Source organism: Bacillus solitudinis, from assembly GCF_002797395.1.
Classification (GTDB): Bacteria; Bacillota; Bacilli; order Bacillales; family Bacillaceae_D; genus Halalkalibacter_A; species Halalkalibacter_A solitudinis.
This window is the reverse complement of the sequence record NZ_KZ454943.1, coordinates 2,521,714-2,547,844: the sequence shown is the minus strand read 5'-3', so window position 1 is coordinate 2,547,844 and position 26,131 is coordinate 2,521,714. Positions and strand designations below refer to the sequence as shown.

The following is a 26,131-nucleotide window of genomic DNA, read 5'->3' as shown; positions in this document are numbered from 1 at the left end:
CCCTCCTTACACTATACTTTCCCATTTTGGCGATCCAGGAAATGGACAGCCCTTGTTTTTTAGCTTTGCCCTAAAGGAAACTAAGGCACCTGAATGCATACATGTTGTTCCATACTGCAAAGAAGTGCAGTTTAAGCATAAATCAAGTCGCTCTTTTAAGACATTCTCATTCACAAACTCTGATGAATCTTCTAATAAAGGGTCCGAATAATAGATAACCGGATCAGATGAAATTGACACCCCGCCTGTGCAACCTTTACATTGATGATTGAATGCCAAGAACTTCCCCTCCTTATCTTAATTCAAGAACAACAACGGACATCGCAGGCAATGTAACTGCTAATATATCTCCTTCTAAAGTGAATGTCTGGAAATCTTCAGGTTTAACATTATTTTCTTCCTCAAACGTATTATGGGCATCTAAACTCGTTGCCGTCAGAATCCGTCCAGAAGCCTTTAACCCATCGACGTTAAGACCACGCAGACTTACATTAATACTGGCTTCACTTTTGTGGTCAACATTGCAAAGACTAAGATGTACGGTTCCTTCGGAGTTTTTCGAAGCAGATGCACTTACTTGTGGTAATGCTTCTCCGTTATACTCATACGTATCTGCTTGCACGTCTACTTCTACCTTCGTTGCATCATGATGAACTTTAAACATTTCAAATACGTGATAGGTTGGTGTAAGAATCATCTTTTCGCCTTCTGTTAAAAGCATTGCCTGAAGTACATTAACTGTTTGAGCGATATTTGTCATCTGGACACGAACACAATGATCATGGAAAATATGAAAATGGATACCTGCAACTAATGCATCACGAATTGTATTTTGCTGATATAAGAAGCCTGGGTTCGTTCCGGGTTCCACATCAAACCAAGTTCCCCATTCATCAATTATCATGCCCACTCGTTTTTCTGGGTCATACTTATCCATGATTGTACTATGCTTTTGAATAAGCTCATCCATATGAAATGCTTTCTTCATTGTGATAAACCATTCGTCCTCTGGAAAACCAGTTGCTGCACCTTTCCCTAACCAAAAGTCACCTGGAATCGTATAATAATGGAGACTTAGACCATCCATAAAGCGAGCCGATTCTCTCATTAGAACCTCAGTCCAGTTATAATCATCAACGTTCGCTCCACCAGCAATTTTATAAATTTTATTGCCATCATAATTTCGTACGTACGTTTGATAGCGACGGTAGAGGTCTGAATAATACTCTGGTCGCATGTTCCCCCCACAACCCCAGTTTTCATTACCTACTCCAAAGTATGTTAATGGCCAAGCTTCCTCTCTACCGTTTTCACGGCGTAAATTGGCCATTGGTGATTCACCTTTAAATGTCATATATTCAACCCACTCTGACATTTCCTGAACGGTTCCACTACCAACATTTCCACAAATATAAGGTTCGCACGCTAGTAATTCACATAATTGCATAAATTCATGTGTTCCAAAATGATTGTTCTCGACAACCCCGCCCCAATGAGTGTTTACCATTCTTTTTCTATCTTCTCTTGGACCTATACCATCTTTCCAATGGTATTCATCGGCAAAGCAACCACCAGGCCAACGTAGAACTGGGATATTAATGTTCTTTAGTGCTTCAACAACGTCATTACGAATTCCTTTTGTGTTTGGAATGGGAGAATCTTCTCCTACCCAAATCCCTTCGTAAATACATCTTCCTAAATGCTCTGCAAAATGACCATAAATGTTTTTGTTAATCGTTCCTTTTTCTATATCAGAATTTAATATTGCTTGATGCTTCAAATTCTCACCTCATTTAATATTTTAACCTTTGACCCCACCAACAGTTAAGCCAGAAATAAAGAAACGTTGGAAAAACAAGAACAATATAATAACAGGTAGAACAGTCATAACTGCCCCTGCAATCAAAACGTCATAGTTATTACCATATGGAGTAAGCAATGTAGCTAATCCAATTGGCAACGTAAACATATTATTTGAACGAAGGACAACCAATGGCCATAAGAAGTTGTTCCAGCTTGATAAACCTTGTAAAATTGCCATTGCTGCAAAAGATGGAAGCATTAATGGAGACATGATTTTAAAGAATATCCCATACTCTGTACATCCATCAATACGCGCTGACTCCATTAACTCCTTTGGTAATCCTGCAGCATACTGACGGAAAAAGAAAACAGCAACCGGGGCAACAATTGTTGGTAGAATAACAGCTAGATACGTGTCAATTAAGCCAATTCCAATCATCAAACGATACAGTGGAAGCATTAAAATCTCAAAAGGAACCATTAAAATCAACAATACTAGGATAAAGATAAACTGTCTTCCCTTAAATTCATAAACAGCTAAAGCATATCCAACCATTGAAGAAAAAAACAAGCATAGAACAATTGATAGTATCGAGATAATAATACTATTTACATACCATCCCCAATAATTGCTGGCTTGGGTAAAGATATACAAATAATTGTCAATATTTAGTTGGCTAAAAGGTACTGATAGCGTTATCCCGTTTCTCATTAATTCAGATGAAGGTCTCAGAGAAGAAATAATGAGAGAAAATAACGGGAAAATAGCGAGAAGTGCTATAATAGCAATAATTGCAGTCAAGAACACTGATAGTAATTTTCCTTGTTTCATTATTTATCCCTCCTTCTTCAAAGCCCCGAAAAATTTTAGTTGAATGATGCTAATGATAAAGATAATAGCCATCAACACAACACCAATTGCAGAGCCAAATCCCATATCATTCATTTGGAAACCCTGTTGATAAATATACCCTACTATTGTTAATCCAATATTACCAGGTGAACCATCTTGCCAGAAAACATAAGCCTCTTCATACATTCGGAAACCATTAATAATAGTGATTGTTACGACGTAAATCGTTATGGGCTTTAATAACGGTAGAGTTATATGGAAGAACTTTTGAAAAATACCTGCGCCATCGATATCTGCTGCCTCATATAATTCCTTTGAAATATTGGCTAGACCCGCCATGAAGTAAATAATGTTTACACCCATCCATCTCCATGAACATAATAAAACCATTAAAAACATACCTGTACCTGCACCATAACGCCACTCAACCGGGTCAATTCCAAAGAAACCAATAACTGTATTTGCAAGTGCTGCATCTGACTCCCCAAACATTAATCGAAATACTACACCGGCGACAATCGTTGAAGTCAATGCTGGTATGAATAATCCAGCTCTGAAAATATTTGAAAAACGTATCAACTTTGAATTTAATACAGTAGCTAAAACCATGGGTAATATTGTGAGAATTACCGTTGTCAATATAACGTAGACCGTTGTATTATATAGAGCTTTATAGAAGGTTGGATTTAAAATCCTTTCATAATTGCTCAGACCCACAAATGAAATTTGACCAGGTAAAATACTTTGAAAACTCATAACAACACCGTTAATTAAAGGATATAAAAAAAGTAATAAGAATGAGATAATGAACGGTGAAACAAAGACGTACGGTGCTATTTTCCTCGACGTAAGTAAATCTCTTATTGGACGCTTAGGTACACTATTTTTTTTAGTAGTAACAACTGGTTCCATAGTGATTTACTCCTTTCTATTTCAAATTAATCCCCATATTGAATGGTCATAAGGTACATATCAATTATGTACCTTATCTACCTTCAAAGTTCATCCTTAATTATTACGAACTGCCTCTGCAGCTTGTTTAAGCGCTTCTTCTGGTGTTTGCGATTGAGTTCTTAATACATTATTTAAAACGTTTGTAGTCAACTCTTGCTGTACAAGTGGATTCTTTTCTGTAATGTTAATTGAATCAATTTCATCACGAACCTCGAGTAAAGTATCAAAAATATCTGTACCAAAATATTGGTAATATTTATTATCCTTTTTAATTTCTTCACTTTCCCAAACTGTCCACATTGGTGGATCAAAGCCCATGATTTCCCAAAGTGCAATGTTGCCTTCCTTAGATAACTTTGCGTAAGCAAGGAATTCCTTTGCTAAATCTGGATGTTCTGTTTGGTTAGTAACAGCAGTACCAGTACCACCTGCACCCGCAGAACGGTTACCATCTTCTGTCCACTTAGGCATTGGGCGAATAACCATTTTACCCTCTAGGTCTGGCATATAATCTGTGAATCGTCCCATATACCACATCGGCATAAGAATTGAAGCAGCACCACCGTCATTCATGAAGCCATAATATTCTTCAGCATGGTGCTCCCCACCTGGAGCAATTTGAGCAATTTCGTGTTCATTAACTAAACTATTAATGAACTCAAGCGTTTTGATATTAATTTCACTATCAAGTGTGACTTCACCATCTGCATCAAAGAAGTCTGAACCTTGTTGTCTAATAAGAGGCCAGTAAGACCAGTAGTCTGACGTTTCAAAAGTAACCATCGTAGCTTCTGTGTTTTCAACAACTTTTTTCCCTGCTTCAACATAATCATCCCAGGTTATAATTGAATCAATATTAACTCCTGCAGCATCCATAATCTCTTTATTATAGTAAGCAACTGTTGCCCCTACGTGGGTTGGTAGTCCGTAGTAAGTCCCATCTTTTGAATAAATGTCAAAACGCGATTCAATAAATTCATCCTTAACCGGTTCAACATAGTCATTCATCGGTAGTAATTGAGGTTCCCCTTGGAGATAGTTTGGAAAACGCCCAAGTTCGATATCAACAATATCTGGTGCACCCGTTCCCGATTGTAGGGCTAATAGAAGATTGTTATGCATGTTATCGTAAGGGTACGCTTCCGCCTTCAATTTAATCTGGCGCTCAGGAAATTCTTCATTCCAGCGTGCAACGGCATCCTTAAAAATGTTTATGTGTAACTCTTGGAAAGTCCAAAACGTTAATTCTGTTGCATCTTCATTTTCGCCACCGATTACTTCGGAAGCATCAGCACCCTCTGAATTTCCTCCATTATCACCACCACAAGCCGTTAGCACCATAATCATTAAACTAATAAGAAAAAATAGCAAACTACCTCTTTTCATCATTGCTCCCCCTTACTTTCTAAAATATTAGATTGCAAAACTTCAAACAACATCGCTAACCTACCATCACCTCCTTAAATACGTGTGCGTACACGTTTTTCAGAATAAATTACGGTGTATAACATAGAGTTAGTAATTCGTGTTCGTACACGGTATAATTAAAATATATTTTCGTTTTTTATGACACTATCAAAGACAGCGCTTACAAATGCTCTTTAAAATAATAGCTAAAAAACGAACTTTCGGTCATTTTCTTCTATTAATATCCCCTAAACCGTGTACGTACACGGTAATTAAGAATTAAAAACTCCTTAGCCAATATACAATCTATCAAATTAAGACTGAACATGGAAAGCAGCAACAACGTTTTGATTAAGTTATATACACAGTACCACCCATACAGAAATTCGTCAACAGCATAATTTAAATTCCCCTATTGACATTAAATGGAATCTCCTTTTATAATTTCATAATCTAGCAACGGCGTAGATAAATATTCTCCCTCAACAATTTTATGAATAAGGCTCTCCACTGCTCGTTCACCAATTTCAACAATTGGATATTTAACAGTCGTTAACCTAGGGGTAATATATTTAAGCATATCAATATCATCAAATCCCATCACACCGACTTCGCTCGGTATATCTAAACCTTTGTCCTTTAAAAAATTCATTACCTCCAAAGCATATAAATCTGTCGAACACACAATAGCTGTCTTTTGTACTTTACTAAACGATATGGACTCTAGCTCTTTAATATATTCATTATTTTTGATAATAACCGGGGCGTTACTTAAATTGGTATTTTCAACACCTTCTAAAAACCCTTGGAGACGTTCTTCTTGTGTATAGATATTTCTCTTTCCTAAATAAGCCAACGGAGGACTGATATATATAAGCTGTTTATAATCTTGACTAGCAATATAATCAACTGCTTCTTTCATGGCCTCTCTTTCCTGTATACCCACGTACTCCCAGTTGTCAGAAATATAATTGAAAATTGTCACAATTGGAACACTAAATTTACTTAAATAATCATCAAATTCCTGACCTTTATTTACCGTAAACAAAATAATACCATCAACTTTTCTATTAACTAAATAGTCAATACACTTTATTTCATTTTCAGGGTTTTTATCGGTTAAGGTAATATAGACAAAATACCCTTTTTCTCTTGCTTTTAATTCAATTGCATTCATCAATTGCGCAAAAGAACGATTGTAAAGGTCAAATAAAACTATACCTAAAGTCATCGTCTTCCCCATTACTAAACTTCTAGCCATATAATCAGGCTGATAATTCATTTCGTTTGCTACTTTGAGGATTTTTTTTCTTGTTTTCTCGCTAATCCCTTTTCGATTATTAAGCGCTCTATCCACCGTACCAGCTGAAACACCACATAGATTTGCAATATCCTTAATCGTAAACTTCACTTTTTCTCCCTCCTTTGCATACAACGATTAAAAACAATTTTGTATATAATAAAATATATATTTAGTTTTTAATTATACATATGACCTCGGCCATTGTCTATTTCATTTTCTTTTAATTTTAGAGCTTGCTAGAAAAGTAAATATTATGTACTTCCAATTAAATGAAAGTCCTTTTTTAGGGTTCAAAAAACAATTATAAATTTAAACATTCCACTATTCATTAGAAAAATAAACAGGTGCTCAAAAGGTCGCATTTCTTGACTTATTAAGACACCTGCTGCCAAATATTAAACATTTTTTTCATGGGTTATTTGTTCTTCACATAGTTTCTCCATTGATGAACAGGTTGCCAATTCAATAGTTCTTTCGCCTTTTTATTGCATAGAAGTGTTTCAAATTCTCCTAAATCGTTTGGACGAAAAGCTACGTTGGGAAAGCAAACTTCCATAAGCTGTTTACTTGGTATATCCATGCTTGTATCATCTGCAGATATGTTTAAAGCCACTGCACCAAGACCATCTGTTTCCACAGCTTTCCGAAATGCCACTGCAGCATCTCTTGAATCAATGTAACTCCATAAAATTGTTTTTCTTAATTCAGGATCTTTTACAAAGCTAGAAAATTTCTTATACATTTCTGGAGTGATGACATTTCCTAAGCGCATTGAAACAACTTGCATTCCGGTCCTGCGGTTAATCATTTTGGCTGTTTCCTCATTAACAATTTTTGATAGACCATAACTATCTTCTGGTAACTGAGGATGGGCTTCATCGACGGGCACATAAGTTGGTTCTAAATCTTGTTTTGAGAATACGATTCCATATGAAGATTCACTTGACGAAATAACTGCTTTTTTAATCCCAAGATTCGCAGCCGCTTCTAGGATATTATACGTTGTTAGCACATTATTTCTAAATGTCACTTCATTTGGATGAGAATAAGCAACAGGTATGGCCGCTAGATGGACAACCGCATCAGCACCAGCTAGTACTCCATGTACTTCTCCTAAATCCTCTAAGTTCGTAATTACTGTTTTACATAATGCCTCCTGTGGATGTTTGATATCTGCGTTAACAACTTCGTAACCTCTTTCTACAAACTCACGAACAACACTCGGTCCAAGTAGACCACTACCTCCAGTAACAACTACTTTTTTCATTATCTACACCTCTGCTTCTGTTATTATTTTAAGAAAACTTTTACATTTACTTTTTCAGTACAGTAAGAGGTTATAATTTCTCTCCTTTCTTTACAAGTACTGAAAAATATTTGCTATAATTAATTTTATGTGAGTTAATATACTTTTTATAGTAATTATAAATTTTAGAGGAGGCGCTAAAAGCATGAGTGAAATTAAACAGGTGGCCATTGAATGTTCCATTGAAAAAGCACTAAATATTATTGGAGGAAAATGGTCTTTTTTAATTTTAAGAGAACTTTTTGAAGGAACGAAACGGTTTGGTGAAATACAACGAGCCATCCATAAAATTAGTCCTAAAGCTTTAACTGATACCTTACGACATTTAGAAGAATACGGTGTAATTACTCGAAAAGTCTACGCAACGGTTCCTGTTACAGTTGAGTACGCATTGACAGAGAAAGGGCATGCCTTAAATAAAATATTAAAGGAAATGAAAATTTGGGGTTCTCACTGGACCTAAAGGAAATAGAACATTGCTGAAAGGCCAATGAAAAGGTGAAATCGCACCTTTTCATTGGCCTCTTTTATTTATATTTATAATAGGTCAATGCGAGGGCAAATGCTAGAACAGTTCCCTTTACAATGTCCATGGCGTAGTATGGCACAGACATCATTACCAACCCGTTTGCAAGTATCCCAATGAGTACGGCACCAAAAAATGTACCTATGGCATTAGGTTTCCCTGCACCAAATACTGAAAAGCCAATGAATGCAGCTGCAACAGAATCCATTAAGTAAGGGGCACCTGCACTAATTTCAGCTGTCATAATTCTCGAAGCAAGGACAATCCCTCCTATGGCTGCAAACAAAGCTGAGAGGAGATAGGCAATCACCTTATACTTATTCACTGGAATCCCCGAAAGACGTGCCGCTTCCTGGTTACCTCCTATTACATACATATACCGTCCATGCTTCGTGTAGGTAAGGAAGATATGAACTGCAACGACAACAACAAGCATAATAAGAATAATCCAAGGAACTTGACCAATCTTTTTGAAAAAAGGTGTAATTAATCCCTCTGCAAAGCTCCCATCTGGCATAACCATATTTTGAGAAATTGTTGAACCCCTCGTGTAAGTGAGGGCAATTCCCTGAATAATAAACATCGTCGCTAGTGTTAGTAACATATCAGGTATCTTCACTTTAACAATCATAAATGCGTTAAATGCTCCCACTAATAATGCAGCTATGATTGCAGAAAAAATTGCAATCAATGTATTTTGAGAAAACCAAACAAACATTGAAATAACAACAGCATTAGAAAGTGAAGCAACTGAACCAACCGATAAATCAAAGCCATTGACTGTTAAAGATATCGTTATGCCAATTGCAATAATAGTAACAATAGATATCGAACGAAGGATATTGATTAAATTGTTCGACTGAATAAAGGCCGGGTTGGACAAAGCAAATACAAGAATTAGAACAACAATCGTAACAATCGTTCCGTATTTATAAAGAAAACTAAACCAATCTATACTTTTTTTATTTTGTCTCGCGCTTTCCAGGTTCATCTTATTCCTCCCCTCCTGTTGAATAGTATAAAAGTTGCTCTTCATTGGATTGGTCTGTTTCTAACTCTTTAACAAACTGTCCATCATACATAATGTAAACTCTGTGGGTGATTCCGATAATTTCTGCAAGCTCAGAGGAAGCATATAGCACAGCTTTCCCACGTCTAGCTAACTCTATTATGAGGTCGAAAATATCCTTTTTTGCCCCAACGTCAACACCCTTTGTTGGCTCATCAAAAATATATACCTCAGCGTCGGCAATGAGCCATTTTCCAATTGCAATTTTTTGTTGATTTCCACCTGATAAATGCTGGACAATCGTCTCAGGAGAAGGCGTTTTTATATTAAGTCGATTAATCATTTCGACTGCTTTCTCTTTTTCTGATCTCACGTTGAGAAAACCAAAGGGACTAGTAAATCGGTTCAAACTTGAGGCCGTTAAATTGGTCATAACGGACTCTTCTACTAATACACCCTCTTTGCGTCGCTCCTCAGGAACTAATGCGATGTGGGACTTCACTGCATCATAAGGGGTTTTTAGCTTGAGCCGCTTCCCCTTTAATCTAATTGTTCCTTTGCTTTTTGCTGTGTAGCCGAAAAGCACTTTACATAATTCCGTTTTCCCAGCACCTACTAAACCCGCAATTCCAACTATTTCTCCAGCTTGAACCGTGAAATTTATATCTTTAAGCTTCGTTTTATCAAAGAGTCCTTGAACTTCTAGGACAGGTTTTTCAATATTTGTATGTTTATTTGGAAATTGTTCTTCTAGTTTCTTTCCTAACATTAGCTCTACGACTCTAGTTTGTGTCGTATCTGAAATAGCTTCTCTTGCTACAAATTCTCCGTTTCTCATTACCGTAATCTCATCACAAATTGTAAATAGTTCGGGCAGGCGGTGAGAGATAAAAATAATACCCACATTCTTTTTCTTTAACTCTTTAATTATTCTAAATAGTTCTAATGCTTCTGAATGACTTAATGGTGCAGTTGGTTCATCTAAAATCAAGAATCGACATTCTGTAGAAATAGATCTTGCGATTAAGACCATTTGCTTCTCAGCTAACGTTAATTCGCTGACAAGTGCTTTGGAGGAAACCTTAATATTCATACTATTTAAAATACCCGTTGCCCGTTGGTGAAGTTCTCTCCAATGAATCAAATGTTTGTTTTTCATTTGGTTCACCGTATCATTTAGCATGATATTTTCACCAACCGTTAGTGACGTGATTAATGCTGTATCAACTTCCTGATAGACGATTTGTATTCCTAAGCTTTGTGCGTGCTTTGGAGAACGTATCGTAACAGGTTCTGCGTTCATCAAAATGTCTCCGGTGTAATGTGTATAGGCACCAGAGAGAACCTTCATTAATGTTGACTTCCCGGCACCATTTGCTCCTATTAACGCATGCACCATTCCTGTAGATGCTTTGAAATTAACTTGATTTAGCGCTCTTACACCTGGAAATTCAATTGAAATTTCATTCATCACCAGTTGGGTTTCGGTCACATTCTCTCCCCCCTTCTAACCTATGAAAGAGTAAACACTCTTCTATTTCAAAGAAGAATGTTTACTCTTAACCTTGTTACTTATTTACTATAATGGTCTTTTAAGTTTTTCATCCAATCTTCCTCGAACGCATCAGATTGTCCCCAACCATCAACCGTATCAATTAGATTCACCATGTTTACGGGCTCACTTGCTTGTAGTAAGGCTTCTTGCGAAATTAACGAAGCTTCAAGATTGTATGTGTCTGGAGTCTCTTCTCCTGCGAGCTTCTTAGCTAATAGGCGCATATTAACAGCACCGACAAGCTTCGGATCAACAGCTGCAGTATAGGCCCAAGAACTACCTTCCTCTTGCATCTCTTGTAAATCAGCATTTGAAACATCGATTCCATAAATTTTAATCTCGTCGCGACCTGCTTCTTTTATCGCGCGAGCTGCTCCAATCGCAAACGCATCCCACGTTGCAAAAATCGCATCAATTTCACCCTTTGGGTGCTTATTGAGCATCGCAGCAACAGCATTTTGGGTTTGAACCGATGTATCCGCAGCAGCTACACCAAAGCGTTCTATCTCTTCAATACCAGGGTTATTTGCTAAAGTTTCTGTGTATACATTATTACGTCGAACCATTGGGGGGAACCCATCTACCCAAAGATAAACAACATTTGCTTCACCGTTAAAATCCTCTACTAACTGGTTTAGAGCTAAAGTAGCTAACTCCTCGTCATCTTGAGATGTCAAAGTTACACCTTCAACCTCTGCTAAACCAGGCTCAGAGTCAAATGTGACAACTTCGATATCTTTATCAGCCATTTGCTGAACATAATCAATAGTTGCTGCATCATCACCATGTGAAATGATAATACCGTCATAACTTTCTTCAATTGCTTGAGCCATGGCATCATGAAAAGCCTCAGAAGTACCGTTTGCTGTGAAAATATCTACCTCAAAGCCTAAAGCTTCTCCTTCTTCTTTGGCACCGGCTAAAAATTGAGCTGTATGATCATCCCCACCAATTTTTCGAATTACTTTAACTTTCGTGCTTTCTCCTGTGGTAAAACGCTCAGGTACATTCTCTAGAGAAATCGTTTCCCCCACGTTTTCAGCTGATTCACCTTCACCAGTGCTATCAGTTGTTTCTTCTGCACCACAACCTGTTAGCACAAAACCAAGTGCTAAAACAGGTAATAATGTTCTTCTCCACAACGACTTAATCATCTCTCTAACTCCCCTTTTTCATATTTACTGATAATTCTTTTTTATGAACCTACACAAAAAACCTCTCCATAAGGAGAGGTTTCATCATAGATAAGCCTCTCTCATCTTTCAAAACAGAAACGTTTTGCAGGAATTAGCACCGTTTCCTAATGGAACGGTTGCTGGGCATCGTCGGGCCAGTCCCTCTGCCACTCTTAATAAGAGATTATTTTATTAGAATATCAGTAAAAAACAATAATCTTACTTTAATAGGAATGTGAGTCGCTGTCAATGGATAATATTCCTATACAAATTTTGTCGATTTTAAACTTACTAGTTCATCTCTACTTGGCAAGCAAGCCTATGACCTTCGTTTACTCTATCTTGTAGTTTCTCGCTTTCCTTTTCTGTAATCGCTGATAAAAAGTCTACTCCACTTATAACTTCAACCTCACATCTACCACATGTACCTTTAGTACACTTGTAATCAAGATTTTGCTTCTGTCCGAGTGCTGCTTCAAGTAGACTTTCTCTCGCACCTGTTACATCAACAGAATAGGTCGTTCCGTGCTGTTTGACGACAACCTTGTTCTTAGATTCGTTTTCATTTTCAGTTATTTTATTTGTGTTCAAACGTTCCTTCGCTAGATTTGACTGCTTAAGTAAAGATCCAACTGTAAATCTTCGTTCTGTCACGTCACACACCTCATTTACTTTGATTATTCTTACTATAGTACATAGATTATATTTGTTCAAATTGAAATTTTGAAAATAATTTTTCACGAGATATGTCTGTGGAACCATTCAAATGGCTGCGCTCATTACTTAGAGGGCATTGAAAAAGGAAAAGTCAACCTTTTTCAGTGCCCTCGTTGGAATCTACTTATATGTTTTTATAGCCGGCGGTAGATATGCCATGAACTTCTCGAGTAAACCACTTGGATTTGAGTCACTAAGAGCGATTGCACGATATTGTCTTTGGAGAAATTGCTCACTCACCATATGGTCCAGTAATAAATTAAGAGGATCAAAGTATTGGTTGATATTCAAAAGACCACAAGGCTTCTGGTGATAACCAATTTGACTCCAAGTAAATACTTCAAAAAACTCTTCTAACGTACCGGCGCCACCTGGCATCGTAATAAACCCGTCAGATAACTCAGCCATTTTAGCCTTTCGTTCATGCATTGTTTGTACTGTGTGAAGCTCAGTTAAGTGAAGATGAGCAATTTCACGTTCCGCAAGAAGTTTTGGAATAACGCCTATCACATTCCCGCCCATTTCTAAGACCGTATCAGCAACGGCACCCATAAGCCCAACACTCGATCCTCCATAAACAAGTGTAATGTTCCGTTTTGCTAGCTCTGTTCCCAACTGAATAGCGCCTTCTTTATAAATAGGAGATGCTCCATTACTTGAACCACAAAAAACCGCTATTCTTTCCAATCCATTAAACCTCCAATGCTTTATGTTCCTCTCTCTATTATAATCAGCTATTTAATTATAACAACAGCGGGATTTATATGATTAGAACGGTTTTTATCCTTATAGAACACCTCCTAAGCAATGTACGGAATCGCTAGATTTTCTAAAAGCCTTACGATGAGTGGTTTTCTCATCGTAAGGCAAGTAGTGAACGGATCCATAATCATATCCTTTTATGCTTTTAAGACAAATCCACCTGTATTTGCGAAGCCACTGAAAAAGGTAAAGACGACCTTTTTCAGTCCCCTCGTATTTGGTCTTACTTAAGTTGAATACTTTGACCTCTATCACTACTTTCATAAATCGCATCAATAATTTTTGACACATGCAAAGCCTCGTCAGGTTTGACGACTAATTCTTCTTTCCCTAAACAAGAATTAATAAAGTTCTTAATCTGAGCAACTCCAGGACTGTCTTCACCCGGTAACCAATCAGCTTGACTATTTACTAGCATTCCGTGCTTTGCTTGGTTCATTTCAAAGGGAAAAAGGTCAACTCCCCCTGTATGACCTGAAATACTTACAGTTTCTTTATCCTCTTTAATATTTGCTGACCAGGATGTTTCAAATAATAAAGATGCACCGTTACAAAATCTAATGTAGGCCGTAACATGATCATCGACTTCAAACGTTTCATGGTCAAACGTTCCCCACTGGTTTACTTGATTCTGCATCTTACTTAAATGATTATAAGTCGTCCCACTAACCTCTACTGGCTTTGGATTACCTAATAGCCATAATGATAAGTCCAGAAAATGACAGCCATAATCAATAAGGCTCCCTCCCCCTTGAAGCTCCTTGTTTGTAAACACTCCCCAACCAGGCACCTTTCTACGGCGTAATGCTTGAACACGCGCAACGATGGGTTCACCAATTTCATTTTTTTGTATCATTGTTTTTGCTGCCTGTGAATCTTTCATATACCGGTAGTGATAGGCAATTGAGAGAACTTTCCCAGACTTATTTGCTGCCTCAATCATCGCCTCACATTCTTCAGTATTCATTGCCATCGGTTTTTCACAAAGGACATGAACACCTGCTTCTAATGCAGCAATCGTAATTTCTGCATGAAATTTATTTGGTGTACAAATCGTGACAGCATCAACATGTTCGAATATATCATGGTAGTCAGTAAATACATGTCGAATGCCAAATGTTTCAGCTACCGTTTGTGCCGTGGCTTCATTCACATCACAAATCGCTTCAAGAACAACCTCTTTTGATAGAAGTTGATAAGCTGGAATATGGCGGTCTTGAGCAATTCCGCCACCCCCGATTATTCCCATTTTAATTTTCTCCATAGTTAACACCACTCTTACGTTTTTAATTCTTTACTTTTATTATTTCTAATGGTTTAGCATTTCCATAAACAGGCTTCGGTAACTTAGTAGGCGTAGCCCATTTCACAGCATTTTTAATAACTTGCTGAATATCTTCGTGGTAATAAGTCGGGTATGTCTCATGACCGGGACGGAAATAAAAGATTTTCCCTTTTCCTCGTTGGTAGGTACAACCACTCCTAAAAACTTCTCCCCCTTCAAACCAACTCATAAATATAAGCTGTTCCGGGGCTGGAATGTCAAAATGCTCTCCGTACATTTCTTCTTTTTCGAGTTCGATAAACTCACCAACTCCTTCAGCGATTGGATGACTTGGATCAATAACCCATAATCTTTCCTTTTCATCTGCTTCCCGCCACTTTAAGTCACATGTTGTCCCCATCAAGGTTTTAAAAATTTTCGAAAAATGACCGGAGTGAAGAACGATAAGTCCCATCCCATCAAGAACCTTTTGTTTAACTTTGGCAACAATTTCATCGCTTACCTCATCATGAGCTAAGTGTCCCCACCAAATTAATACATCTGTTTTAGCTAACACGTCATCCGTAAGACCGTGCTCTGCTTCATCTAATGTCGCCGTCTGAACTTGAACGTTCTCTCCCATTAGAAAGCTTGCTAAGGCTCCGTGAATACCTTCTGGATATACCTCTTTAACAAGCGGATTTTTTTGTTCATGACGATTTTCATTCCAAACCGTAACATTTAACATGTAAAAGCCTCCTATGATTTCGTTTTTTTTGCTCGATATTCTTTCGGTGTCATTCCTTCTAGCTTTTTAAAGACTTTAATAAAATATTTATCATTTTGATAACCAACAGAATCAGCAATTTCATAAATTTTTAAATATGGGTTTTCTAATAACTCCTTTGCTTTTTCTATTCGGATTTTCGTTAGGTAATCGGTAATTGTCATTTGGTAATCTGCTTTAAACTTTCGAGAAATGTACTCTCTACTTAAAAAGAAACGTTCTGCAATCTCTTGAAGTTTAATATCTCGTTGGTAGTTATCACGAAGATACTCCTCGATCATTTGGACACTGTTCTTTTCTTTTTTATATTGAACATTAAATACTGTTTGTATTAAATCGTGAAACTCTTTTCTCTTTTCCTCTTTAAATTTTGTAAACGAGAACATACCATCATTATTCCAATAATCAACCCCTTGATATAACGGGTCTTGCTTATTAATTTCGTATTCGTTTAACCAGTGGTCTTTTAATATCGCAAATTGATTTTCCCAAATTTCAAGTTGCTCTATTGATAAATATTTATTTTTATCAAATGTGTTATAAACTCTTTCTAAAATCTCGTCAACTTGCTCGGTACTACCACTTTGAATGGACCATTTAATTTCCTCTGAGTAATCAAACAGGTGAAGAACAGGCAAGGTTTTTAACTGTTTATTTGCTACGACTGTCGTGTTCCATGCGCTCTCTAACAAGTTTATTTTTTTTAGTGATTGAACAGCTGAATCATACACTTCGTAGATTTGTGTTGATGTTTGACCAATTACAATCGTACAATGAACTTTCGTAAATTGATGAATCATAGTCGCGATAGTTTCAACAGCATCTACTATTCCAGCTTCCTTCCAGAAAAGAAGGATTAATTCGTCTTCTTGATTTAAGTTTCGAAAAGCGACCCCGGATTTGCGTTCACTCATCACTTCATTACTAATGTTTAATAAAGAGAAAAAAGCTAAATCAGCATCACCTTGATAACGCTTCTTAATCATCATATTTATTGGTAAAATAGCCAACGTAATCGGAGTAAACGCAACATCTACTTCATATTCTTTATTGATTTGTTCTATAGAACGCTTCGTCCACTTCCCTTTATCTAAAGCACTCGAAAGAAGGTAATCCCAATAAAGCGGACGGACTTCATTAATCACCCGATTCTTTTCAAGCGTTGACAATCGGTTATTCCTCTGCTCCTTCCATTCCTGAACGGCCCTGGCCAAAGTATCATTTAATACACCTGGCTGAATTGGTTTTAGAATGTAATCAAAGCTCCCAAATGCAATCGCGTTTCTCATATAATGAAAATCATCATATCCGCTAACAACAATTGTTTTGCAATTTAGCTTAGAGGAGTGAATCCATTTCAACAAATTTATCCCGTCTCTTCTTGGCATGCTCATATCTGTAAACACAATTTCTGGCTGATGCTCCGTGATGATTTCTATCGCTTCTTCGCCATCAGCTGCTTCATAAATTGTTTCGATCCCAAACCTATCCCATTCTGCTAGCAGGAGTAGACCTTCACGAACATGCTTCTCATCATCAATTATGATTGCCTTCATGCCTGTCAACCTCCACTTCATCAGGTAACCTCAACGTTACAAGAAAGCCACCCTCCTCGAGATTTTCTAGTTCTAACATGGCCTTTTCAGAATAATAAAGTTTTAAGCGGACATAGACATTTTTCAGTCCGATGTTTGTATCTCCCTTCCCGCGGTTATGCTCAGCATTTAGATGGCGATGGATATCCTCAAGCCTTTCCGCGCTTACACCTACTCCATTATCCTCGATTGTAATCACCAATTCATTATTCACTAGCTCACACTGTACTTTGAGCCTTCCAACCCCATCACGGTTTCCAAACCCGTGCTTAAAATAATTCTCTATAATAGGTTGAATAATCATTTTCGGCACACGAATATTCAGCACATCTTGATTAACGATAACAGAGTACTCAAAGTCTTCTCCAAATCTTTGTTTTTGCAACAGCAAATATGACTTTGTATAGTTGATTTCTTTACTCAACGTGACAATTCCTTCATCGGTATTCATACCGTATCTTAATATCTGCGAGAGCTCAGTAATCGATGTGTAAATTTCCGGCACTTTATTTTTAAGTGCAATCGTACCTATTGATTGAAGGGCATTATACAAAAAGTGTGGGTTTATTTGGGATTGAAGTACCTTTAATTGATTGGTTTTATTTTCAATTTCTAGCTTATATTCTCGATTTATCAGCTGATTGATCCTTTCAATCATCTTTTTAAATCTATCACCTAAAATTCCAATTTCATCATTTCCTAACGATTCAAATTGCGCTTGCATATTTCCTTTTTCTACTTGCTTAATATTTTGAACTAATACCCGGATTGGGGACGTTATTTTTACAGAAACTAAAAATGTTGCGAGAATGACAAGTGATAGCCCTATCACGCCAAATATAATATTAATCATTGCAACATCATAGGCACTTTCGTGGAGAGTGGTATAAGGAAGCCTCTTGACCAATATCCAGTCACCTGTAGCTTCATCCGTTTTTTCATACACCATTACCCCTTCAAAATAATTATCGCTCCACTCGATATAGCCTCGTTTCTCTTCTGTTTTTAAAAGTTCATTTATCCATTTATTTTCACCCGCTAAGCCATACTCCCCATTTTGCGAGCTAAAAATAAAATTGCCCTCGGGTGTAAGGATATAAAACTCTTCAATTGACTCGTCGTAAAGAAAATTACTTAACTCCGCTATTTTATCTGGATTCATTTCTAAAGAAATATAGGCTAGTAAATTATCTGAAGGTACATTTATAAACGCTCGGTGTAATGTAAATGAATTCGAACGTTTAACTTCAGGACGTGGATTATACATCGATTCAACATATAGATTGTATGGGCTTTCTTTTGCTTTCAAATAGTACTCTTTATCTGTATCAACGACATTTTCTGTGTAGACAACTGCAGAACGCCTTGAAACTGAGATGAGACGTTGACTACCGATAATCGACATATAGACTCGATTAATACTGTCGTCCGAATAAAGCAAGGTTTGGAGAGCGGTGTTTACAATACCCATTGATACATAATCCGTAGGAAATACCGATATTTTTAAGTAATTCATAAAATCAGGGTTTCGATAAATTGACAGTGTTAAATTATTTAACTCTTTAATATTTGTTTCAATATTTACTTTCCCTTGATAAAGTAAATTCAAGTTTTCTTGAATGGCTTTATCGTTTAACGAATCCTTCGTATAAATATATGTAATTACTATAGAACTCCCAAAAGGAATAACCGTAATAAGTAATAGCAATACGATTAATTTATTCCGAATGCTTTTCTTTATCACATAGAGTCCTCCCCTTCTTCTTATAACACTAAATAAGGTAAGTATAAGATAGAAAGCACATCTACGTATAGATATGCTTTCCATTGAATAGAGAAGAGAGGTCTCAAATGATTACTTACTTAAAATCATTCCAAGTAGCTTGGAAACTATTTAACATTTTTTCGTAATCTGATTGACCAGCTGCATATTCTTGGATTGCTGCCGCGAAATCTTGGCTTGCACCGTCTGGCCACATGAACCACGTCCAAGGAATTGTCTTCTCATCTACAGAATATTCGAGAATGGATTCTCCAAGAGCACCAAGTCCCGCTGGCTCAATATTATCAAATGCAGGAATAAACGCAAATTCTTCTGTCATATAACGTTGACCTGTTTCAGAAGAAACCATCCAATCGAGTAACAACTTCGCTTCTTCTAAATGCTCAGAGTTTTTATGAAGAGCCCAGTTATTTGGAACCCCTACTGGTAAACGATTTGCATCAGCTTCATCATTTATAGGAATCGGTAAGAACGCCATATTAATATCAGGGTTAAGTTCATAAATCATATTCTCAGTCCAGTTTCCTTGCTGGAGCATAGCTGTTTCACCTGTAGCAAACAACGTAACTTGTGTATTGTAGTCAGTTGTTAGTGGATTAGAATTTCCGTATTGTAATTCTGTATCAATTACTTCTTTAAAGCTTTCGAAATGCTTATTTCCAACAAATGTCTCCGTTCCATCCATTAATCCTTGAATAAATGCCGCTGGATCCTCTTGTTGTGCAAACGGAATATTTAACAAATGTTGACCTATGACCCACCATTCTCCATAACCTGCTGCAAATGCCGTTATATCTGCTTCTTCTAACTTTTGAACAGCATCTTTCATTTCGGAAAGTGTCGTAGGAGGTGATGTAATACCAGCTTGCTCGAATAAATCTTTATTATAAATAAATCCATATCCTTCTAAGTTAACTGGCATACCATAAAGCGCCCCGTCATCGTCAGTCATAGGAACTTTACCGATAGGAAGAACATTCTCAACCCATGGCTCATTTGACAAGTCAGCTAAATGCTCTTTCCAAAGCTCTAATTCGTTGAAACCACCATTATTGAAAATATCTGGTCTTTCTCCAGAAGCGAATTTGGCACGCAAGGCAGCACCATAGTCAGCACCACCACCGACTGTTTCAAGATTTACCTTTATTGTAGGATGTTCTGCTTCAAACTCATCAAGCATCGCACGAAGTTGGTCCGCAATTTCCACTTTGAATTGGAAGAAATCAAGTGTCACTACTTCACCAGTATCTGTTGTCCCCTCTGTATCCTCACCTGCGCTACTTTCTGGTGCTGTCTCTTCAGTATTCCCACCACATGCTACAAGAATCCCAACAGCTATCAACATAGATAAGCAAAGAAATAAAATCCGTCTCATAAAGTATTGCCCTCCTTAAAATGTCTCATTTTTATCTTACATATTTTTAACTTTTGCCATTCTAATAGTAGAGCAGCAAAATTTATAACCTTTTTTGCTTACATTCAGGTCTCAATTATTTTATTGAACCCGAAGCAATTCCTTTAATAATATGCTTCTGGAGAAATAGGAAGAAGATAACAATCGGTGTAATTCCCATTACTAAAGCCGCTAAACCCATATCCCATTGTTTTGTATATTGAGCAAAGAAAGAGCTCGTTGCAAGAGGAATTGTACGTAATGAAGCATCTTGTAAAACAAGAAGCGGCAATAGATAATCATTCCAAATCCACAAGGTGTTCAAGATAATGACTGTTACCGTAATTGGCTTTAAAAGCGGGAACACAATTCTCCAAAAGACACCAAACTGGGAACAACCGTCAATTCTTGCAGATTCCTCTATTTCAATGGGCACCGTTTTTACAAACCCATGGTACAGGAATATGGAAAGAGGCACGCCAAAACCGAAATACATCATAACAATCCCAGGGATGCTATTCATAATACCTAAAATCCCACCAAGTTTAACTAAAGGAATCATCACTGTCTGAAATGGAATAACCATTGCAGAAACAAACATGATGAAAAGAATTCCACTAATTTTCCCTGGGCTTCTAACTAATTTCCACGCAGCCATTGAACTAATAATAACAAGGCCAACGATACTGAAAAAGGTAATTAAAAATGAATTCATAAACGCTGAGGGGAAATTTAGAATGTCCCAAACCTTAGCGTAATTTGAAAATAAAATATCACTTGGTAAAGCTGCAGCATCGACTAAAATCTCGGAAAAGCTCTTTACTGAATTGGCTATAACAAAGTAGAAAGGTATCAGGAAAATCAACCCTAAAATAATCCCCATAATTTCTAGAACAAATGTTTTTGATGTGTATCTTGGATTCATTACGCCTGCACCTCCCTCTTCTTCGTGACCATTACTTGCACCGTTGTTACCACAGCTACGATTAAGAAGAATAAAATGGATTTAGCCGAACCTAAACCGTAATTATTGTTTGTAAATGCTTCTGAATAAATGTTAATGGCGACGGATTGTGTGGAGTTAAACGGACCTCCACCAGTTAATGATAAGTTCAAGTCAAATATTTTAAATGCCATTGAAATGGTTAAAAAGAAACATATGGTGAATGCTGGTAAAATTAACGGAATAATAATTTTCGTTAAAGAAGTAAATGCATTAGCGCCATCAATTTTCGCTGCTTCAAGCAATGAGGTATCCACTCCTTGGAGAGCTGCGATATAAATAACCATCATATATCCACTAATTTGCCAAGCAAAAACGATAACAATTGCCCAAAAAGCTGTGTTCGCATCTCCTAGCCAAGCTAGTTGAAAAAACGGAATATTTGTTAAATCACCCACTGCAGAAAACCCTCTCACAAAAATAAATTGCCAGATAAAACCGAGCAACAGTCCTCCAATTACATTTGGAATAAAGAAGACGGTTCTTAAAATGTTTTTTGTCTTTAGTGCAGCGTTTAATAATAATGCCAACCCAAACCCAATGAAGTTACTTATAATAACCGCGGCCACCATGAACTTCGTTGTAAATATAAAGGAATTAAAAAACTTTGGATCGTTTGTGAAAATTCGTTTATAATTTTCAAGCCCTACCCACTCAATAGCTGAACTAACTCCGTTCCATGATGTAAAAGAGTAATACACACCCATGAAAAACGGCACAATTTGTATAATGAGAAATAGAACAAGTGCAGGTCCTACAAATGCAGCATAGGATAGAATTTTACTCCATTTTGCTCTACTTTTTGTAACCGACTTAGTTTTGGAGTTTGGCTTCAACTTCACTTCATAAGTCTTTTCCATTTGAATTCACCGCCCATTTTGTAATCGCTTTCTTAACTTTATTATAAGGAACCATTTAGTTTAAGAATAGTAACTCTATTGACTAAAAAGGTGCACTTTATTGTTGTCAGATCACTTGATTACTTTTTAATAGCGCGTTCATAACAGTAGAAGGGCGATTCCCTCTGGGAACACGCCTTCCTTCGTCCTTCCTACCTCTTTGTTTCATTTATTCTGTAATCTCATTAAAATGCTTCCAAAGACAGGAATTCGCAGCCAAAGGATGCTATCTAAAAACTAAAAAGGTAGCTAGCACAAAGCATTGAAGAACTGACATTATGACACCTTTCGCTACATTGCAAAGAGGTTGTGCCATAAGGTTTAAACCTCCCTTATGACACAACCTCTTTGGGTACTATTCATTTCTTCGCTCGAAAGTTATTTAGTAAACGACACCTTTAAATTGTAGGTCAACATGAGTAAAGGTTTCAGCTTCGATCGCCACTTTCATCTTTTTTGCTTTTATTAAAGCTTCCATCATTCCACTCGCCTCAATCTTATATTCTTTATAGTTACTATTTTGAGGCGTTGAATGACTGAAAAAGATATACTGTTTCATGACATACCTCCTCCGCCGTAGTAAGAAACATGTATTCTATCATTCTCGGTTTTACTTCAATTTATACATTTTAATAGCACATTTTTCTTCTTCCCTATACTTTACTAAAATCAAACCTATAAATTCCATTAATTTGACAGGAAAAATATCATACATTTAATATATGTGTACAGATGCTTCTAATATTCACTTATACATTCTTCGTTAATCCGTGGTTTGTCCACAACAAAATAGAGCCTTAAATGGTCGAATAACGACCGTCTAAGGCTCTTTCAAAATAAGATTCACTAAATAGTACATCCACATTCTTTATTTAACTTTCTTACACGTCTGGCGTTTAATGAGTTTATGTGAAATAATCTCGTTCTTTTCACATTACCTGGTACTTTTATCTGATTAATTAACAACTCTGTGTCCCGCAAACCTAAATTTCTAGCAGTACTCTTATCAGAGATTTTTCATAAGGACTGAGTTTTTTTTCGGGATAATTGCTGAAGCAAATTGACCAAAATGTAATGAACATTTAGTAATAATCCAATATAGGAAAGTTTGGTTTCAAAGTAAAATAGACTCTACGTATGTAGAAACTAAAAGATGCCTTTAAACAGTTCCAGACATCTTTTTTGATTAATTATCAAGCGGGAGTTTAATCATAAATACCGTTCCCGTTTCACATGAGGACACGAGTTTAATTACTCCATGGTGGTTGTCAATTATTCGTTCAACTATTGTAAGCCCTAACCCAGTACCGGACTCTTTCGATGTTAAAAATGGGTCAAAGATTGAAGATTGAAGAACTTCCGGAATTCCTGATCCTGTATCCTCTAAAAAGATTTGGTAAAATCCATCTTTAATCTTGGAATAAATCGAGATACAACCTTTCCCATCCATTGCCTCAACACTATTGCGAATCACATTGTAAAATACTTGTTTCAACTGTTTTTCGTCAATAAATAATGCTACTCTTTCAAGGTTCATCTGAAATTCTATTAGTTCATTAACTGAGGATTGCTCGATTAAAGGTAAAATCTCATTAAAAATATCCTCCAAGTACACCTTTTTTAATATTGGTGCACTGGGTTTTGTTAACATCAGCATTTCTTCAATGATGGAGTTAATCCTCTTCAATTCCATTAAAAGTAATGGTACATAAAATTTCTGTTTATCCTCTTCCGTAAAAGAATGATTCATAATACTCAAAAACCCATCAATAACTGCTAATGGATTACGGATTTCATGAGCTGCTCCCGCTGCTAACTCACCAACAAGGGCTAGCTTTTCTGAGTGATGCATACGTTTTTCTAACTCTTCTGTTTCTGTAATATCTATAAAATAAACAATCCGTCCAATAACTTCTTGCCTTTGATTCATTAATTCAGCCTGCGATATTAATAACGCGTGGGATCCTTCCTTCGATTGAAAAGGCACCTTAAGATTATGGCTAATCTCCTTGGAAGTTAGTACACCCCAAAAAAGTTGATTTTCATTGTTAGAAAGGGAGTCCTTTTTGGCTTTATCATATTCATCCCCTAGTAATTGCTTTGCCGAGTAGTTCAAAGAAACTTCAGCCGTCTTTTCATCAATAGTAATTACTCCAACTGGTAACGAATTAAGAATCTGTTCTCGGTAAATTTTATCATTAAGAATCGTATGAAAAGAATCCTTTAAACGACTAGACATTTGATTAATAGATTGAGTAAGTTGTTGCAATTCAACTTGCTGTGTACCATCAACCTTTAGCCCATACTCGCCTTTAGAGATTCGGTCAACTTTATCTATCATTTTTTGAACAGGCTGTGTCAAATTAGCACTTATCCGATACGCAGCAACTCCAGATATTATCATCGCCCCACTCGTTAATAATACGAGGAGTACAAGCGCCTCAGAAATAATAGAGGAAAAGTGACTAGAATGGCTGTTTAATGAGGAAAACACATTTCCTTCGGCTTTATCTAATTCTTGCTTTATGTCATGTAATTTAGGTAGATAACGCTCCTTCAAGAAATTTTTCGTTGCAGCCAGATCTTCAATTGCTAACAATCCATTTACATTATTCATAACCATAAAATCTAGAAGGTCTATTTCTCGTTTAACATGCTCTAACGAGGCTGGAACCGATGTCAATTCTTGACGTGTGTGTTCTTTAGAATTTTCGAGAAAAGACTCATAATTTTCAATGAAATAACAACAATAGCCATTAGCAATATAGCTTTCTATCATATGCTCTTTATTAGAAAGCTCTTTTTCCCAATAAGAAATCCAAGTTAATTCTGGAATATTATTGTGCTGAATTTCATTACTTACTTGATTTACTTCATCAATCGAGCTAATCAGCACAAATGAATAGCTACTTAATAAAAGTGTCGTTAACAGGAGCATAGCCAATATTTTACTGCGAAACGTCAAATTTTTTAAAAGTCTCATACTCATCCCCGCTAACTCTACATACTAAAATCTCAATTCTCCATTTTGAAACTTCTCTATCTCTATATTTATCATTTCTTTTTCCCGATCAGTAAACATGGGTCCAAAAGGTGCAAGTTGATAGATTCCATCACTTTCTTTTAGCATAACCTTTCCTTTTTTTATTCCATGTTCACTTAAATAATCTCTCATGATTGCTACATACATTTGAGAGACGTCATTAGTTACACTTGTTAAGACATGATCTTTTGCAATATACGACTGATCATCTAAATAACCAATGACATAAATCCCGTATTGTTTAGCCAGTTCGATAACATGGAGATTATAAGCATTACCTTTTGTGTATATGACATCCACACCTTCTTTGAACAACTCTGTTGCTAATTGTATTGCTTTTTTACTGTCATCTCTACTATTAACTACTTTATAGTAAAATGTTGCTTCAGGTATATAATAAGCCAAAGCATTTTCAAACTCTGGATTCTTTTCCCTGGATTCAATGGCATCAAGCACAGCAACCTTTTTCGTTCTCGTTTTTAGTGCAGCTGCTAATGCCGCAAAGTGTTCAATTTCACCTTGTTCAAATGTATAGACTGATTGGTTAGAATACTTTGAAGTCCCGTGAATAGTAACAAAATGAATATTGGTATGGCTGTTTGCTAGCTGAGTAAACACATTAGAGAATTCGCGCCCCTGTCCAATAATCAAATCGGTTTCTTCTTTAACCGCTTTCTCTACCGTTTCCTTCATTAATTCCTCTGTGGCAATTTCACTATACAACGTCACATCAACCTGAAACTGTTCCTCTATTTTTAGTTGACCTTTATATGCCAAACTACCCCAACTTTGGTCAGAAATCACATCGGACGTAATAATCGTCACTTTGACTTTATCAGCTTGAACACTTGTTTTAGAATCATGTAGAATTCCACTGACCTTTAAGCCAACTATACAAATTAAGGCAATGGCAATTATCAGCGTTACAGAAACAATAATCTTTACTTGTTTTGATTCCTGCATGGCAAACTCCCCTTCTTATAACTTCTTTATT

Annotated in this window: 23 protein-coding genes and 1 riboswitch; of the genes, 1 reads left to right on the top strand and 22 read right to left on the bottom strand. The window is 36.6% G+C overall.

Annotated features, from left to right (window positions below; translation table 11 throughout):
- Positions 1 to 6: 6 nt before the first annotated feature.
- From CEF19_RS12330 to CEF19_RS12300, 7 genes are all read right to left on the bottom strand, one after another.
- Positions 7 to 279 carry a hypothetical protein gene (locus tag CEF19_RS12330; protein WP_100406327.1) on the bottom strand — a complete coding sequence of 91 codons (273 nt, stop codon included), beginning with the start codon at positions 277 to 279 and terminating at the stop codon, positions 7 to 9.
- 13 nt (positions 280 to 292) lie between these two features.
- Positions 293 to 1,780 carry an alpha-N-arabinofuranosidase gene (locus CEF19_RS12325; protein ID WP_100406326.1) on the bottom strand — a complete coding sequence of 496 codons (1,488 nt, stop codon included), beginning with the start codon at positions 1,778 to 1,780 and terminating at the stop codon, positions 293 to 295.
- 21 nt (positions 1,781 to 1,801) lie between these two features.
- Positions 1,802 to 2,638 carry a carbohydrate ABC transporter permease gene (locus CEF19_RS12320; RefSeq protein ID WP_406565388.1) on the bottom strand — a complete coding sequence of 279 codons (837 nt, stop codon included), beginning with the start codon at positions 2,636 to 2,638 and terminating at the stop codon, positions 1,802 to 1,804.
- Positions 2,639 to 3,568 carry a carbohydrate ABC transporter permease gene (locus tag CEF19_RS12315; protein ID WP_100406324.1) on the bottom strand — a complete coding sequence of 310 codons (930 nt, stop codon included), beginning with the start codon at positions 3,566 to 3,568 and terminating at the stop codon, positions 2,639 to 2,641. It lies immediately after the preceding gene.
- A gap of 96 nt (positions 3,569 to 3,664) precedes the next feature.
- Entirely contained in the window at positions 3,665 to 4,996 is a 1,332-nt protein-coding gene (locus tag CEF19_RS12310) for an ABC transporter substrate-binding protein (protein WP_100406323.1), read from the bottom strand.
- Positions 4,997 to 5,438: 442 nt separating this feature from the next.
- The gene (locus CEF19_RS12305) at positions 5,439 to 6,428 is read right to left on the bottom strand and encodes a LacI family DNA-binding transcriptional regulator (protein WP_198510280.1); all 990 of its coding nucleotides are present in this window, start codon (positions 6,426 to 6,428) and stop codon (positions 5,439 to 5,441) included.
- Between the two features lie 307 nt (positions 6,429 to 6,735).
- Positions 6,736 to 7,587: an NAD-dependent epimerase/dehydratase family protein gene (locus tag CEF19_RS12300; protein WP_100406321.1), complete on the bottom strand. Its 852-nt coding sequence runs from the start codon at positions 7,585 to 7,587 to the stop codon at positions 6,736 to 6,738.
- A gap of 184 nt (positions 7,588 to 7,771) precedes the next feature.
- Here CEF19_RS12300 and CEF19_RS12295 point away from each other — a divergent pair, with 184 nt between their 5' ends.
- On the top strand, positions 7,772 to 8,089 hold the full coding sequence (locus tag CEF19_RS12295; protein WP_100406320.1) for a winged helix-turn-helix transcriptional regulator: 318 nt from the start codon (positions 7,772 to 7,774) through the stop codon (positions 8,087 to 8,089).
- Positions 8,090 to 8,153: 64 nt separating this feature from the next.
- Here CEF19_RS12295 and CEF19_RS12290 read toward each other — a convergent pair whose 3' ends face one another.
- The 15 genes from CEF19_RS12290 to CEF19_RS12225 all read right to left on the bottom strand — a co-directional run bounded on the left by CEF19_RS12290 (position 8,154) and on the right by CEF19_RS12225 (position 26,100).
- A complete protein-coding gene (locus CEF19_RS12290) occupies positions 8,154 to 9,143 on the bottom strand; it encodes an ABC transporter permease (RefSeq protein ID WP_100406319.1) in 990 nt (329 codons plus the stop codon).
- Position 9,144: 1 nt separating this feature from the next.
- Positions 9,145 to 10,632, bottom strand: a complete 1,488-nt coding sequence (locus CEF19_RS12285) for a sugar ABC transporter ATP-binding protein (protein WP_100408297.1) — start codon at positions 10,630 to 10,632, stop codon at positions 9,145 to 9,147.
- Between the two features lie 101 nt (positions 10,633 to 10,733).
- A complete protein-coding gene (locus CEF19_RS12280) occupies positions 10,734 to 11,870 on the bottom strand; it encodes a sugar ABC transporter substrate-binding protein (RefSeq protein WP_100406318.1) in 1,137 nt (378 codons plus the stop codon).
- 98 nt (positions 11,871 to 11,968) lie between these two features.
- Positions 11,969 to 12,074, bottom strand: a riboswitch (SAM riboswitch).
- Positions 12,075 to 12,182: 108 nt separating this feature from the next.
- Complete coding sequence (locus CEF19_RS12275) at positions 12,183 to 12,545, bottom strand: 2Fe-2S iron-sulfur cluster-binding protein (RefSeq protein WP_157800955.1); 363 nt, start codon at positions 12,543 to 12,545, stop codon at positions 12,183 to 12,185.
- 183 nt (positions 12,546 to 12,728) lie between these two features.
- Positions 12,729 to 13,295, bottom strand: a complete 567-nt coding sequence (locus CEF19_RS12270; protein ID WP_100406316.1) for an LOG family protein — start codon at positions 13,293 to 13,295, stop codon at positions 12,729 to 12,731.
- A gap of 298 nt (positions 13,296 to 13,593) precedes the next feature.
- Positions 13,594 to 14,634, bottom strand: coding sequence for a Gfo/Idh/MocA family protein (locus CEF19_RS12265; RefSeq protein ID WP_100406315.1), 1,041 nt, complete (start codon positions 14,632 to 14,634; stop codon positions 13,594 to 13,596).
- Positions 14,635 to 14,656: 22 nt separating this feature from the next.
- Positions 14,657 to 15,382 (bottom strand): ThuA domain-containing protein, encoded by a 726-nt coding sequence (locus CEF19_RS12260; RefSeq protein WP_100406314.1) that lies wholly within the window; start codon positions 15,380 to 15,382, stop codon positions 14,657 to 14,659.
- Between the two features lie 11 nt (positions 15,383 to 15,393).
- Positions 15,394 to 16,977: a response regulator transcription factor gene (locus CEF19_RS12255; RefSeq protein WP_198510279.1), complete on the bottom strand. Its 1,584-nt coding sequence runs from the start codon at positions 16,975 to 16,977 to the stop codon at positions 15,394 to 15,396.
- Positions 16,958 to 18,760, bottom strand: coding sequence for a sensor histidine kinase (locus CEF19_RS12250; RefSeq protein WP_100406312.1), 1,803 nt, complete (start codon positions 18,758 to 18,760; stop codon positions 16,958 to 16,960). Before CEF19_RS12250 ends, CEF19_RS12255 begins: the two co-directional genes overlap by 20 nt.
- Before the next feature lie 115 nt (positions 18,761 to 18,875).
- A complete protein-coding gene (locus tag CEF19_RS12245; protein WP_100406311.1) occupies positions 18,876 to 20,174 on the bottom strand; it encodes an ABC transporter substrate-binding protein in 1,299 nt (432 codons plus the stop codon).
- 115 nt (positions 20,175 to 20,289) lie between these two features.
- Positions 20,290 to 21,117, bottom strand: a complete 828-nt coding sequence (locus CEF19_RS12240) for a carbohydrate ABC transporter permease (RefSeq protein WP_100406310.1) — start codon at positions 21,115 to 21,117, stop codon at positions 20,290 to 20,292.
- Positions 21,117 to 22,055 carry a carbohydrate ABC transporter permease gene (locus tag CEF19_RS12235; protein ID WP_100406309.1) on the bottom strand — a complete coding sequence of 313 codons (939 nt, stop codon included), beginning with the start codon at positions 22,053 to 22,055 and terminating at the stop codon, positions 21,117 to 21,119. The genes CEF19_RS12240 and CEF19_RS12235 overlap by 1 nt, the downstream gene beginning before the upstream one ends.
- A gap of 421 nt (positions 22,056 to 22,476) precedes the next feature.
- On the bottom strand, positions 22,477 to 22,653 hold the full coding sequence (locus CEF19_RS23175; RefSeq protein WP_157800954.1) for a hypothetical protein: 177 nt from the start codon (positions 22,651 to 22,653) through the stop codon (positions 22,477 to 22,479).
- A gap of 627 nt (positions 22,654 to 23,280) precedes the next feature.
- The gene (locus tag CEF19_RS12230) at positions 23,281 to 25,077 is read right to left on the bottom strand and encodes a sensor histidine kinase (protein ID WP_227521977.1); all 1,797 of its coding nucleotides are present in this window, start codon (positions 25,075 to 25,077) and stop codon (positions 23,281 to 23,283) included.
- Between the two features lie 24 nt (positions 25,078 to 25,101).
- Positions 25,102 to 26,100 carry a BMP family ABC transporter substrate-binding protein gene (locus tag CEF19_RS12225; RefSeq protein ID WP_100406307.1) on the bottom strand — a complete coding sequence of 333 codons (999 nt, stop codon included), beginning with the start codon at positions 26,098 to 26,100 and terminating at the stop codon, positions 25,102 to 25,104.
- Between the last annotated feature and the right edge of the window lie 31 nt (positions 26,101 to 26,131).

Excerpts from the sequence above, each read along its gene's own strand:
- CEF19_RS12295 (WP_100406320.1), top strand. The coding sequence starts at position 7,772 with ATGAGTGAAATTAAACAGGTGGCCATTGAATGTTCCATTGAAAAAGCA.
- CEF19_RS12310 (WP_100406323.1), bottom strand. The coding sequence starts at position 4,996 with ATGAAAAGAGGTAGTTTGCTATTTTTTCTTATTAGTTTAATGATTATG.
- CEF19_RS12290 (WP_100406319.1), bottom strand. The coding sequence starts at position 9,143 with ATGAACCTGGAAAGCGCGAGACAAAATAAAAAAAGTATAGATTGGTTT.
- CEF19_RS23175 (WP_157800954.1), bottom strand. The coding sequence starts at position 22,653 with ATGAAACAGTATATCTTTTTCAGTCATTCAACGCCTCAAAATAGTAAC.
- CEF19_RS12300 (WP_100406321.1), bottom strand. The coding sequence starts at position 7,587 with ATGAAAAAAGTAGTTGTTACTGGAGGTAGTGGTCTACTTGGACCGAGT.
- CEF19_RS12255 (WP_198510279.1), bottom strand. The coding sequence starts at position 16,977 with ATGAAGGCAATCATAATTGATGATGAGAAGCATGTTCGTGAAGGTCTA.
- CEF19_RS12240 (WP_100406310.1), bottom strand. The coding sequence starts at position 21,117 with ATGAATCCAAGATACACATCAAAAACATTTGTTCTAGAAATTATGGGG.
- CEF19_RS12225 (WP_100406307.1), bottom strand. The coding sequence starts at position 26,100 with ATGCAGGAATCAAAACAAGTAAAGATTATTGTTTCTGTAACGCTGATA.
- CEF19_RS12265 (WP_100406315.1), bottom strand. The coding sequence starts at position 14,634 with ATGGAGAAAATTAAAATGGGAATAATCGGGGGTGGCGGAATTGCTCAA.
- CEF19_RS12245 (WP_100406311.1), bottom strand. The coding sequence starts at position 20,174 with ATGAGACGGATTTTATTTCTTTGCTTATCTATGTTGATAGCTGTTGGG.
- CEF19_RS12235 (WP_100406309.1), bottom strand. The coding sequence starts at position 22,055 with ATGGAAAAGACTTATGAAGTGAAGTTGAAGCCAAACTCCAAAACTAAG.
- CEF19_RS12230 (WP_227521977.1), bottom strand. The coding sequence starts at position 25,077 with ATGAGACTTTTAAAAAATTTGACGTTTCGCAGTAAAATATTGGCTATG.
- CEF19_RS12260 (WP_100406314.1), bottom strand. The coding sequence starts at position 15,382 with ATGTTAAATGTTACGGTTTGGAATGAAAATCGTCATGAACAAAAAAAT.
- CEF19_RS12280 (WP_100406318.1), bottom strand. The coding sequence starts at position 11,870 with ATGATTAAGTCGTTGTGGAGAAGAACATTATTACCTGTTTTAGCACTT.
- CEF19_RS12285 (WP_100408297.1), bottom strand. The coding sequence starts at position 10,632 with ATGAATGAAATTTCAATTGAATTTCCAGGTGTAAGAGCGCTAAATCAA.
- CEF19_RS12315 (WP_100406324.1), bottom strand. The coding sequence starts at position 3,568 with ATGGAACCAGTTGTTACTACTAAAAAAAATAGTGTACCTAAGCGTCCA.